The organism is Cellulomonas sp. URHD0024 (assembly GCF_000426185.1).
In the GTDB taxonomy this organism is placed as follows: Bacteria; Actinomycetota; Actinomycetes; order Actinomycetales; family Cellulomonadaceae; genus Cellulomonas.
In genome coordinates this window covers 109,434-120,634 of record NZ_AUEW01000009.1, presented here as the reverse complement: position 1 = coordinate 120,634, position 11,201 = coordinate 109,434, and the positions used below count along the sequence as shown (strand labels likewise).

Genomic DNA, 11,201 nt, shown 5'->3' with positions numbered 1-11,201 from the left:
CGGCTGCGCCTCCGGTCGAACTCGTCGTTACGCACGCCATTCACGTGTTTGGGGCGCGTAACGACAAGTTCGGCGAACCGGTGCGGTGTCGGCAGGAGTGGGAACCCCGCGGGCTCGCGCGTAACGACAAGTTCGGCGAACCGGTGCGGTGTCGGCGGGAGTGGGAGCCCCGCGGGCTCGCGCGTAACGACAGGTTCGGCGAACCGGTGCGGTGTCGGCGGGATGCGGAAGGCCGCGGGCTGGAGGGGGCGGGGCTCACCTCACGGCGGTACCACGCGGCGGTCCCGCCCGCGCAACTTCCCGGACCCGGTCGAGACGGTGACGTACGAAGCCCCCGCGGCCCGGGTGGGCGGCGGGGGCTTCGCGACGAGCGAGGGCCGGTGGATCAGGCGCGGTAGACGGCCGTGATCGGGCAGTTGAACGGGTCGCGGTCGTGCAGGCCGACGGTGTTCAGGTACTTCACGATGATCGCGTACGACTGCGTCAGCGACACCTGCTTGTACGGGATGTTGTGCTCCTTGCAGTACGCCTGCACGATCGGCTTGGCGCGGCGCAGGGACGGCCGGGGCATCGACGGGAACAGGTGGTGCTCGACCTGGTGGTTGAGCCCGCCCATCAGGATGTCGACCCACTTGCCGCCGCCGATGTTGCGGCTGGTGAGCACCTGGCGGCGCAGGAAGTCGAGGCGCGAGTCCTTGGGGATCAGGGGCATGCCCTTGTGGTTCGGGGCGAACGAGGCGCCCATGTAGAACCCGAAGAAACCCATCTGGACCGCGAGGAACACGAGCGCGATCGGCCAGGACATCGCGTAGAAGACGAGGGCCGTACCGCCGACGAGCCGGATCGACATCATGACGATCTCGGCCGCGCGGTGCTCGAGCTTCTCCCGCTGCGAGAGTCGCTTGATGGCCGCAGCATGCAGCGCGAGGCCCTCGAGGAACAGCAGCGGGAAGAAGAACCAGCCCTGGCGGTGGAGGAACCACACCTGCCACTTGCTGGTCTTGCGGTCCGCCTGGTCGGGCGTGAAGGCGAGGAACTCGAGGTCGATGTCGGGGTCGACGTCGATCTTGTTCGGGTTGGCGTGGTGGCGGGTGTGCTTGCGCTGCCACCAGCCGTGGCTCAAGCCGACGAACAGGTCGGCGAGCACCAGGGAGGTCCAGTTGTTGACGCGGCCGTCGGCAAAGATCTGCCGGTGCGCGGCGTCGTGGCCCAGGAAGGCCACCTGCGTGAGGATCACGGCTGCGGCGAACGCCACGGCGATCTGCCACCAGGAGTCGCCCACCAGGACGATCGTGGCGATGAGGCCCAGGACGGCCAGCACGGCAGCGGAGAGCCGCACGGCGTAGTGCGCGGGCCGGCGCTTCATCAGCCCGGCGGCCTGGATGGTACGGGTGAGCTCCGTGAAGTCGCTCACGGCGCGGTCGCGGGGCCGCGCAGGGATGGTCGTCGTAGAGCTCATAGGTCCGTCCTTCATGGAGCGTCGCGCGCCAGCCTGCGTGTGGGACGACATCCTCGGATGCGCAAGGCCGAGGATGTGACGAAGCCCCGACCGACTAATCGGCCGGGGCTTCGTCCTCTGGAGCTATTCGGCTCAGAGAGGCGTGATGTTCGACGCCTGCGGGCCCTTCGGGCCCTGCGTGACCTCGAACTGGACCTTCTGGTTCTCCTCGAGCGTGCGGTAGCCGCTCGTCGTGATGGCCGAGTAGTGCGCGAACACGTCGGGTCCGCCGTCCTCGGGGGCGATGAAGCCGAAGCCCTTCTCGGCGTTGAACCACTTCACGGTGCCAACAGGCATGATGCTCTCTTCTCTCACGTGCGGTATGGACAACCCCGGCTAACCGGGACCGGTGGTAGCGGTGTTCGTCGTCCTGCTCCGAGGTGATCCTCGAGAACGTTCTGCCGGGTCTCCCGCGGCTTTCTGACAAGCGATTCACTGCGACTACAGGGACAACCGTACGGCAACATGGGCCTGACCGGAACGCGCACACTGTCTCGATCGTGAAACGAGTCGCGTCGGATGCTGTGGGGAGCCTGTAAGTTCGCGCCCACGACGCCCCCTCGGCAAGGAGCTGACCATGGACGTGGACGACGATCGGTGCCCGTGCGGCTCGGGCGACAGGTTCGTCGACTGCTGCGGCCGGTACCTGTTGGAAGGCCGGCGCGCCCCGACCGCAGAGGCGCTCATGCGCTCCCGCTACACCGGTTTTGCTACCCGCGACAGGGAGTACCTGCTCGCCAGCTGGCACCCGAGCACCCGGCCCGATGAGCTCGAGCTGGACGACGAGATGATCTGGCGCAGGCTCGACATCGTCTCGACGGACGCCGGCGGTCCCTGGGACGAGTCCGGGACCGTCGAGTTCGTGGCGCACTACCGGGTCGACGACGGCACGGCGATCGGCAAGCGCGGACGCCTGCACGAGACCAGCCGGTTCGTGCGCGAGGACGGCCGCTGGCTGTACGTCGACGGCGGGTTCGACTCGATCGGCGACTGAGCGCGGTCGCGCTACGCGAGCGACGCGTCCAGCAGGAGTGCCGCGACGGCGCGCGCCTCGGCGGCCGCGGACAGGTTCCGATCCATCCGGACCGCCTGGCTCGTACCGTCGTAGAGCAGGTGCAGCTGTCGGGCCAGGAGCGCCGGATCTGCGGCGCCCGCCTCGCCGGCGAGCTCCGTGAACAGCGAGCGGACCCAGAACCGGTACCCGGCGGCCGCCTGGACCACGAGGCCGTCGGACGGGGCCTCGGCGGACGCCAGCGCGAACGCGCAGCCGCGGTAGCCAGGCTCCTGGACGATCTCCGACAGGGCCTCGAAGACCGCGAGGATCCGGTCGCGGGGCTCCTCATGGGTGGACACGTGGCGCAGGATCTGGCCCGAGAGCCGCACGCGGCGTCCCTCGAGGTAGGCCTCCACGAGGGCTTCCTTCGAGCCGAACGTGTTGTACAGCGACGCCTTGGCCACGCCGGCCTGCTCGATGACCCGGTCGATCCCCACCGTCTGGACACCGACCCGGTAGAACAGGTCGTCGGCGGCCTCGAGCAGCCGTTCCCGCGCCGTCGCGGTTGCCCTCATGCTTCCCACCCTCCTAGACCGATCGGTCTAGCGTACGCCGCGGCAGCACCAGCCCGGCGAGCGCCACGAGGGCGAGGGCGATGACGAAGATCCCGTAGTCGCGGGCGGTCGTGAGCAGGTTCCCCGAGTGCACGACGAGGACGCCGGCGAGCACTGCGGGGACGCCCAGTCCCAGGTACGACACCACGTAGAGCAGCGACAGCACCCCGGCGCGCTCGTCGGGAAGGGCCTGAGGGATGACGAGGCGGATGCCGCCCTGGAACCCGGCGCCGAAGCCGATGCCGGCCACGGCGGTGCCGACGAAGAACAGGACCGGCGACAGCACGGCCAGCGACGTCAGGACGACCGCGATGCCGGTGATCAGGGCGAGGATGCCGAGCATCATGACCGAGCGGGCGGGAGCGTTGCGCAGGACGAGGACGGACGAGGCGCCGACGGTTGCGAGGACGAAGAGCCCGAGGCCGGCGAAGGCGACCGAGGTCGAGCCGACGAGCTCGCCGATCACCGCGGGGCCGAGCGAGCCGTAGAACCCGGCGAGCGCCCACACGGCGAACATGACGGGCAGCGCGATCACCGCGGGCCGGCGCACGTGGCGCGGCAGCTCGAGGTGCGGGCGAGCGCTGGCCAGGGCACCGGGCTCCCGCGGGGAGGTCTCGGGGATGCGCGCCACGGCGGCGGCCTGGACGGCGAGGATCACCAGGATCGCGACGAAGATCAGGTGGGTCGGCGCGGGCAGGGTGGCGACGACGACCGAGGCGATCACGGCGCCGAACGCGGTGCCGAAGCCGGGCGCCGCCGCGTTGGCCAGCGTCCCCTTGGCGCGGTTCAGGTCGAGCATCCACGCGCCGCCGGCGGCCACCGCCGCGCCCGTCGCGACGCCTTGGACGATGCGTGCGACGAGCAGGGCGGGCACACCGTTCGCCGTCGCGAACAGGACCATGGCCAGTGCCTGGACGGCGATCGCCAGCAGCACGACGGGCCGTCGGCCGAGGTGGTCGGACAACCGGCCGAGGGTCAAGAGCGCGAGCAGGACGGCGACCGCGTAGGTGCCGAAGACGACGGTCGTGGTGATGGCGGAGAAGCCCCACTCGGCCTGGTAGATCGCGTAGAGCGGGGTGGGCGCACTGGATGCGGCGAGGAACGCGACGAACACCGAGGCGATCACGGCGATGCCGGCGTCTCCGGACAGGCCGGCCCGGGCGGTGGGCGCGGCGATCGGCTGGAGGGTCTGGGTCATGGTCGCCTCACGGGATTGGGTAGACCGGTCTGTCTACCTCGAACACGAGGAGATTAGACAGACCTGTCTAGCCACGTCAAGCGTTCCGCGCCGGAGATCGGGCATGTTCGCGAGCGTGCGGCTGACCCCTGACAGCGGAACGGCGCCGCGGCACAGGCCGCGGCGCCGTCCCGGGCGCTCAGGCGCCCTCGTCGACCCGGTAGATCTCGTCGGCCACGAGGCCGTGCGCCTCGCGGTGGACGTTCGCGGCCGACTCGGCGTCGGGGGCGTCGACGAGGCAGAAGATCTTGCCCTGGGTCTCGTCGACCCAGTACTTCAGGTAGTTGACGTTGTGCGGGCCCTGCGTCTGCAGGTCGGCCTGGTGAGCCTTCTCGACATCCGACATCCCGACGGGTCCGTCGATCGTGTGGACATCCATGAACAGTGCCATTGCGGTGCTCCCTGCTGAGTCGTAGCGGTTCGTCGATGTGACACGATCAGCCTCGTGCGGAGTACCGCCGCGGACCATGACCGCGTACCCGAAGCACCTGATCCGGACACCACGCTGAAGCTCACGCTGGACCGGATCCACCTCGAGGGCGCGGTGTTCCGGCGGGCGCAGTACCGCGAGCCGTGGACCTACGAGTCGCTGACCGGCCCGGTGACGGCGAACATGCTGCGGCCCGGGACCGACCGCGTGGTCGTGTTCCACCTCGTCGCCTCGGGGACGTGCTGGGTGGCCGTCCCGGGAGGGCCGAAGCACTGGGCGTCGGCGGGGGACGTCATCGTGCTGCCCTACGGCGACCAGCACTGGATGGGCGGGGTCACCGATGCCGAGCTCGTCCGGATCGAGGACCTGGGCGACGAGGGCGCGCTGACGGGCCTGGTCTGCGGCTACCTCCACAGTCGCGACCCGCTGTTCGAGCCGTCGCTGCGTGCGCTGGCGCCCTTGTTCGTCGTGTCCCCGCCCCCCGGTGCCGGTGCCGAGTGGGTGCGCGCGAACATCGAGTACGCGATCGCGCATTCCGAGCCGTCGTCGTTCAGGGTTCCGACGAGGCTCCCCGAGCTGTTGCTGGTCGAGGTGCTGCGGCTGCACCTGGCGTCGGCCCCCGCGGTCGACAGCGGCTGGGCCGCGGCGCTGCGCGACCCGGTGCTCGTCCCGGCGCTGGCCGCGATGCACACCGACCCGGCGCGCAAGTGGACCGTCACCGAGCTGGCGACCGTCGCGCTGGTGTCGCGCTCGGCGCTCGACGCGCGGTTCCGGGAGGTGCTCGGGCGCTCACCGATCCGGTACCTCACCCAGTGGCGCATGCACGTGGCGCAGGACCTCTTGGCGACGACGGACCTGGGCGTGGTCGGGGTCGCGCATCGCGTGGGATACGACGCCGAGGAGGCGTTCAGCCGGGCCTTCAAGCGGTACTACGGGTCGTCGCCGACGTCGTGGCGGGCGGAGAGCCAGGCGCCCTCGTCGACCCGGTAGATCTCCTCGGCCACGAGGCCGTGCGCCTCGCGGTGGACGTTCGCGGCCGACTCGGCGTCGTGGGCGTCGACGAGGCAGAAGATCTTGCCCTGGCTCGTGCTCCTGGTCGGGTGCTCATGACACGATCAGCCTCGTGCGGAGTACCGCCGCGGACCATGACCGCGTACCCGGAGCACCCGATCCGGACGCCACGCTGAGCCTCTCGCTCGACCGGCTCCGCCTCGAGGGCGCCGTGTTCCTGCGGGCGGAGTACCGCGAGCCGTGGACGTACGAGTCGATGAGCGGCTCGGTGACGGCCAACATGCTGCGGCCCGGGAGCGACCGCGTCGTCCTGTTCCACGTGGTCGCGTCCGGGACGTGCTGGGTCTCCGTGGGCGGCGGTCCGAAGCACTGGGCGACGGCCGGGGACGTCATCGTGCTGCCCTACGGCGACCAGCACCGGATGGGCGGGGTCACCGACGCGGAGGTGGTGCCGATCAGCTCGTTCATGCCCCCGCCGCCGTGGACCCAGATGCCGGTCCTGCACCTGGGCGTCGAGGGCGAGCTCACCGGGGTCGTCTGCGGGTACCTGCACAGTCGCGACCCGCTGTTCGAGCCGTCGCTGCGGGCGCTGCCGCCGGTGTTCGTCGTGACGCCACCGCCCGGCGCGGGAGCGGAGTGGGTGCGCGCGAACATCGAGTACGCGCTCGCGTCGTCGGCTGCGGGGTCGTTGGGAGTTCCGACGAGGCTCCCGGAGCTGTTGCTGGTCGAGGTGCTGCGACTGCACCTGGCCTCGGCGCCTGCCGTCGACCGTGGCTGGGCGGCGGCGCTGCGCGACCCGGTGCTCGTCCCTGCGCTGGCCGCGATGCACGCGGAGCCGGCGCGCAGGTGGACCGTCACCGACCTCGCTGGAGTCTCTTTGGTGTCGCGGTCCGCCCTTGACGCGCGGTTCCGGGAGGTGCTCGGGCGCTCGCCGATCCGGTATCTCGCGCAGTGGCGCATGCACGTGGCACAGGACCTTCTGGCGACGACGGACCTCGGCGTGCTCGCGGTCGCCCGTCGCGTCGGGTACGACGCCGAGGAGGCCTTCAGCCGAGCGTTCAAGCGGCACTTCGGGGTGTCGCCGACCGCGTGGCGCGCTCGTTCCTTGTCGTAGCCCTTGTGGGTGGTTCGCGCGAGGATGCGGGGATGTTGTTCGCCGAGCTCGCGTCGACCTCTGCGTCGGTCGCGGCCACGCGCTCCCGGTTGGCCAAGCGGTCTTTGCTCGCTGCGTTGCTCGCGCGGACCCCGGCGTCCGACGTCCCGATCGTGTCGCGCTACCTCGGCGGCGAGCTGCGGCAGCGGCGCACCGGGCTGGGGTGGCGGTCGCTGGCGGACCTTCCCGCGCCTGCTGTGGAGGCGTCGTTGACGGTTCAGGACGTGGATCTGTCGTTCGAGCGGATGTCTCTGCTGTCCGGGCCGGGGTCCTCGACCGCACGCAGTGAGCTCACGGACCAGCTCTTCTCGGCCGCGACCGGGCCGGAGCAGGCGATGCTGCGCGGGCTGGTGACCGGGGAGCTGCGGCAGGGGTCGCTGGACGCGCTACTGCTCGAGGCGGTCGCCGAGGCGGCCGGGGTGCCTGCGGACGCGGTCCGTCGGGCGGCGATGCTGGCAGGTGCGACCGAACCCGTCGCCGTGGCGGCGCTCGGGTCCACCGACCCTCTGGCGGCCCTTGAGGCCTTCGGGCTCGAGGTCGGGCGGCCGGTGCGGCCGATGCTCGCGCAGTCCGCACCGGACGTCGCCGCCGCTCTCTCGGCGTTGGTGCCACCGGTCGTCGTCGACACGAAGCTCGACGGGATCCGGATCCAGGTGCACAAGCGTGGCGACGAGGTCGGCGTGTTCACCCGATCGCTGGACGACATCACCGCGCGGGTGCCGGAGATCGTGACGATCGCGCGTTCGCTGCCGGCGTCGTCGTTGGTCCTCGACGGTGAGGCGCTCGCGGTCGGCCCGGACGGGAGGCCGCGACCGTTCCAGGAAACCGCGTCCCGGTCCGCGTCGGCCCCGACCGACGTGGTCCTCACGCCGTTCTTCTTCGACTGCCTGCACGTGGACGGCGTCGACCTGCTCGACGCCCCGCTGCTGACCCGGTTGGCGTCGCTGGATGCGGTGGCCGGTCCGTGGGCCGTGCAGCGTCTCGTGACGTCGTCCGTCGACGAGGCGGCCTCGCGGTTCGCGTCCGTCGTCGCCGCGGGGCAGGAGGGGGTCGTCGTGAAGTCGTCGACCGCTCTCTACGAGGCCGGACGTCGCGGTGCCGGGTGGGTGAAGGTCAAGCCGCGGCACACCCTCGACCTCGTCGTCCTCGCGGTCGAGCGGGGTTCAGGGCGTCGGCGCGGCTTCCTGTCCAACATCCACCTCGGCGCCCGCGACCCCGCCGGCGGGTTCGTCATGCTGGGCAAGACCTTCAAGGGCATGACCGACGAGATGCTGGCGTGGCAGACGGAGCGGTTCACGGAGCTCGCCGACAGCCCGACCGACGGGTACGTCGTGCACGTGCGCCCCGAGCAGGTGGTCGAGATCGCGTTCGACGGCCTCCAGCGGTCGTCGCGCTACCCGGGCGGCGTCGCCCTGCGGTTCGCGCGCGTCCTGCGCTACCGCGACGACAAGACCGCCGCCGAGGCCGACACGATCGAGACCGTGCGGTCGTACGTCACCTAGGTCCGCACCGTGCGCCACGACTGCCCCTCGGCGCAAGCACCCCGAGGCCCCGGGAGCAGCGCTCGAACCAAGGCCCCGGGGGCGTGATCCGACAGTCGCACATTGTGCGTTTCGTCCGGATTTCCTCGGCTCCGGTCGGCGGGGTCGTTCTCGCGATGTTCACCTTCGGGTGCGAGCGCTACCGTGCGGGGAGGACCGAAGGTGGGCTCGAGGAGGCACGGATGGTGGCATCGCCGAGCGGCCACGTGGTCCTGCAGAGCGCCGACAGCAGCGACTACGCGTCGTTGCGTCGGCGGCCCGCGACGCGTGAGGTGCGCTACGCGACGGGCCGCGCGCTGCGGGGGTCGGTGCCGCGGTCGGCACTCGGCGACTGGTCGCCCGCGGACCGTGACCCCGTCGCGCAGATCGAGGAGAGCCATCAGGGCCGGCTGGGCTGGCTGGTGCCGATCCGGGTCGGGCGCATGGCCGCGTCACCGTACGGGTTCCTGCGCGGGTCGGCCGTCGTCATGGCCGACGACCTGGCGACGCTTCCCGCGACGGGTATCACGCCGGTGGTCTGCGGGGACGCGCACCTCGGCAACTTCGGGTTCTACGCCTCGCCGGAGCGTGACCTGGTCATCGACCTCAACGACTTCGACGAGGCCCACCCCGGCGCCTGGGAGTGGGACCTGCGACGGCTCGTCGCGAGCATCTGGGTGGCGGGTCGGCAGAACAGCGCGTCCGAGGACGCGTGCCGTTCCGCGGCGCTCTCCTGCAGCGCCGCGTACCGCGACGAGATCCGCCGCCTCGCCGATCGCCCGCTGCTGGCCCGCTCGTTCGAGCGGCTGGACGTCGACCGCATCCACGAGCGCGCACCGCACGGCACGCTCGCCGCGGAGATCGACCGTGCGGTCAAGCGCGCCCGCACCCGCACCAGCGACCGCGCGCTGCCGAAGTTCACCACCTCGTCGGACGACGGCGCCCGGCGGATCGTCGAGCAGCCGCCGCTCCTGACGCGGCTGTCCGACGTCGAGGCGTCGCACGTCGCCCAGGGGCTCGACGACTACCTGGGCACGCTCGCACCGCACTGGCGGCGCGCGCTCGGTGGCTACACGCTCGTCGACGTCGCCAACAAGGTGGTCGGCGTCGGGTCGGTCGGTCTGCGCGCGTACATCGCGCTGCTCGAGGGCTCGAGTCCCGACGACGTCGTCTTCCTCCAGCTCAAGCAGGCCCGCCGGTCGGTGCTCGCCCCGCACGTGCACGGCGACAGCGCCTGGCACGCGCACCAGGGTCAGCGCGTCGTCGAGTACCAGCAGGCGCTGCAGACCGTCAGCGACCCGCTGCTCGGCTGGACGACCGTCGGCGGGCTGCAGTTCTACGTGCGCCAGTTCCGCAACATGAAGGGGACGGTCGCCCTCGACGCGATCGACCCTCCGGCGCTCGCGGACTACGCGGCCATCGTCGGCCGCCTGCTGGCCAAGGGGCACGCGCGGACCAGCGGCGCGTCGATGATCGCCGGCTACGCGGGCCGCTCCGACAAGCTCGACGTGGCGATGGCCCGGTTCGCCCTCGCCTACGCCGAGCAGACGGAGGCGGACCACGCCGCGTTGGTCCGGGCCGTCGCGTCCGGCCGGCTCCCCGTCGAGCGTGGGGTCTGACATGTTCCGACGACGCACCGAGTGGACTCTTGCCGACGGCGAGGAGCGGCACCGGCTCTCGCCGGAGTCGTTCCAGATCCCGAGCGAGGCCGCGCGCGCGGACGTCCGGGCCGGAGACCTGGTCAAGCTGATGTTCGAGCCCACCACGGGCATCGCGGAGCGGATGTGGGTGACGGTGACGACGGGCGGCGACCAGCTCGTCGGCACCCTGAACAGCGACCCTGCCGAGCTGCACGGCCTGCGCGCCGGCGACACCGTCCCCTTCGAGCGCCGGCACGTCATCGCGATCGGCCGCCGCCCCCACGACTGACGAGGACGACGAGATCGGCGGCGCGAAAATCCCCACCGCACCGGCGCGGATGTCGGCACAATTCGACCCGAGCCCGTCGAGAGGGGTTGTCGTGTACGAGACCAGGCCGGCGATGGTCCTCGGGCCCGGCCTTCGGGACGGGATGGCCCGGGCGATCCTGGTCCTGCTCGGCGTCTTCTGCCTCGCGTGGTTCGTCGGTTCGGCGTACTTCCTGGCCGTCGAGCTCACGACGGGGCGCCACGGCGTGGGTGAGCACTGGGGGATCCGTTTTCCCACCTGGATCGCCTTCGCGGTGAGCCTTCCGCTCTCGCTGATGATCGCGGCGGACTGCTTCCAGAAGTTTCAGCAGGCCGGTCGCCACCGCGGCATTCTCGACTACGTCGACGAGCCCATGGGGCTGCGGCTCGTGCACAACCGGCTCTGGCGCCGTCGCCAGACGCTGCTCGTCGAGCGCGGTGAGCGGCTGGAGATCGCCGCCACCCTGACCTACAGCCGACGTGGCGGGCTCGAACGCGAGTACCGGTACGTCGTCACGGCGCCCGGCGGGTCGTTCCGATTCGTGCGCGGCGGGTGGATCGAGAAGTTCTCGCTCGCACCGTTGGACGCCGCCGCGCGCCTGCTGAGCATCACGGTCGTGACGACCGGCGCCGCCCAGGCCATCCAGCGCGGGTCGGAGGTCAACACCGGCTAGCTCTCCTCTTCCCGCCACGCCGGCGGTCGAGAACAACTCCAGGCACGTTGTCGGCGTCCATGGCGCAACTCAGGTTGTTCTCGACGACCGATCCCCGGCTCTGGGCGTCGGGTACGTTCGGCCG

General features: G+C 71.2%; 13 protein-coding genes. 7 read left to right on the top strand and 6 right to left on the bottom strand.

The genetic code is table 11. From position 1 onward, the window contains the following. Positions 1–385 precede the first annotated feature (385 nt). Positions 386–1,459 carry an acyl-CoA desaturase gene (locus I847_RS0110995; protein ID WP_034609969.1) on the bottom strand — a complete coding sequence of 358 codons (1,074 nt, stop codon included), beginning with the start codon at positions 1,457–1,459 and terminating at the stop codon, positions 386–388. A gap of 132 nt (positions 1,460–1,591) precedes the next feature. Beyond that, positions 1,592–1,795 carry a cold-shock protein gene (locus I847_RS0110990; protein ID WP_028049733.1) on the bottom strand — a complete coding sequence of 68 codons (204 nt, stop codon included), beginning with the start codon at positions 1,793–1,795 and terminating at the stop codon, positions 1,592–1,594. Positions 1,796–2,075: 280 nt separating this feature from the next. Here I847_RS0110990 and I847_RS0110985 point away from each other — a divergent pair, with 280 nt between their 5' ends. Further along, positions 2,076–2,492, top strand: a complete 417-nt coding sequence (locus tag I847_RS0110985) for a YchJ family protein (protein WP_028049732.1) — start codon at positions 2,076–2,078, stop codon at positions 2,490–2,492. 11 nt (positions 2,493–2,503) lie between these two features. Here I847_RS0110985 and I847_RS0110980 read toward each other — a convergent pair whose 3' ends face one another. The 3 genes from I847_RS0110980 to I847_RS0110970 all read right to left on the bottom strand — a co-directional run bounded on the left by I847_RS0110980 (position 2,504) and on the right by I847_RS0110970 (position 4,734). Further along, positions 2,504–3,067 carry a TetR/AcrR family transcriptional regulator gene (locus I847_RS0110980; RefSeq protein ID WP_028049731.1) on the bottom strand — a complete coding sequence of 188 codons (564 nt, stop codon included), beginning with the start codon at positions 3,065–3,067 and terminating at the stop codon, positions 2,504–2,506. 13 nt (positions 3,068–3,080) lie between these two features. Beyond that, the gene (locus I847_RS23250; RefSeq protein ID WP_034609967.1) at positions 3,081–4,304 is read right to left on the bottom strand and encodes an MFS transporter; all 1,224 of its coding nucleotides are present in this window, start codon (positions 4,302–4,304) and stop codon (positions 3,081–3,083) included. A 178-nt stretch (positions 4,305–4,482) separates the two neighbouring features. Further along, positions 4,483–4,734, bottom strand: coding sequence for a DUF4242 domain-containing protein (locus I847_RS0110970; RefSeq protein ID WP_028049730.1), 252 nt, complete (start codon positions 4,732–4,734; stop codon positions 4,483–4,485). Between the two features lie 54 nt (positions 4,735–4,788). On the opposite strand from I847_RS0110970, the gene I847_RS0110965 reads away from it, so the two are divergent. Continuing rightward, a complete protein-coding gene (locus tag I847_RS0110965; RefSeq protein WP_196804534.1) occupies positions 4,789–5,763 on the top strand; it encodes an AraC family transcriptional regulator in 975 nt (324 codons plus the stop codon). Here the strand turns inward: I847_RS0110965 and I847_RS26740 are convergent. Beyond that, complete coding sequence (locus I847_RS26740; protein ID WP_155856127.1) at positions 5,703–5,846, bottom strand: hypothetical protein; 144 nt, start codon at positions 5,844–5,846, stop codon at positions 5,703–5,705. The genes I847_RS0110965 and I847_RS26740 overlap by 61 nt on opposite strands. A gap of 50 nt (positions 5,847–5,896) precedes the next feature. Here I847_RS26740 and I847_RS0110960 point away from each other — a divergent pair, with 50 nt between their 5' ends. The 5 genes from I847_RS0110960 (at position 5,897) to I847_RS0110940 (ending at position 11,077) form a co-directional block, all read left to right on the top strand. After that, positions 5,897–6,898, top strand: coding sequence for an AraC family transcriptional regulator (locus I847_RS0110960; protein ID WP_196804533.1), 1,002 nt, complete (start codon positions 5,897–5,899; stop codon positions 6,896–6,898). A gap of 32 nt (positions 6,899–6,930) precedes the next feature. Further along, the gene (locus I847_RS0110955) at positions 6,931–8,439 is read left to right on the top strand and encodes an ATP-dependent DNA ligase (protein ID WP_028049727.1); all 1,509 of its coding nucleotides are present in this window, start codon (positions 6,931–6,933) and stop codon (positions 8,437–8,439) included. A gap of 221 nt (positions 8,440–8,660) precedes the next feature. After that, a complete protein-coding gene (locus tag I847_RS0110950) occupies positions 8,661–10,076 on the top strand; it encodes a DUF2252 domain-containing protein (RefSeq protein ID WP_028049726.1) in 1,416 nt (471 codons plus the stop codon). Between the two features lies 1 nt (position 10,077). After that, complete coding sequence (locus tag I847_RS0110945) at positions 10,078–10,386, top strand: DUF2314 domain-containing protein (RefSeq protein WP_034609965.1); 309 nt, start codon at positions 10,078–10,080, stop codon at positions 10,384–10,386. Positions 10,387–10,477: 91 nt separating this feature from the next. Further along, positions 10,478–11,077, top strand: a complete 600-nt coding sequence (locus tag I847_RS0110940) for a hypothetical protein (protein ID WP_028049724.1) — start codon at positions 10,478–10,480, stop codon at positions 11,075–11,077. The last annotated feature ends 124 nt before the right edge of the window (positions 11,078–11,201 follow it).

Bases quoted from the DNA above. Each gene is read 5' to 3' on its own strand.
- I847_RS0110995 (WP_034609969.1), bottom strand. From the start codon at position 1,459: ATGAGCTCTACGACGACCATCCCTGCGCGGCCCCGCGACCGCGCCGTG.
- I847_RS0110990 (WP_028049733.1), bottom strand. From the start codon at position 1,795: ATGCCTGTTGGCACCGTGAAGTGGTTCAACGCCGAGAAGGGCTTCGGC.
- I847_RS0110985 (WP_028049732.1), top strand. From the start codon at position 2,076: ATGGACGTGGACGACGATCGGTGCCCGTGCGGCTCGGGCGACAGGTTC.
- I847_RS0110980 (WP_028049731.1), bottom strand. From the start codon at position 3,067: ATGAGGGCAACCGCGACGGCGCGGGAACGGCTGCTCGAGGCCGCCGAC.
- I847_RS23250 (WP_034609967.1), bottom strand. From the start codon at position 4,304: ATGACCCAGACCCTCCAGCCGATCGCCGCGCCCACCGCCCGGGCCGGC.
- I847_RS0110970 (WP_028049730.1), bottom strand. From the start codon at position 4,734: ATGGCACTGTTCATGGATGTCCACACGATCGACGGACCCGTCGGGATG.
- I847_RS0110955 (WP_028049727.1), top strand. From the start codon at position 6,931: ATGTTGTTCGCCGAGCTCGCGTCGACCTCTGCGTCGGTCGCGGCCACG.
- I847_RS0110950 (WP_028049726.1), top strand. From the start codon at position 8,661: ATGGTGGCATCGCCGAGCGGCCACGTGGTCCTGCAGAGCGCCGACAGC.
- I847_RS0110945 (WP_034609965.1), top strand. From the start codon at position 10,078: ATGTTCCGACGACGCACCGAGTGGACTCTTGCCGACGGCGAGGAGCGG.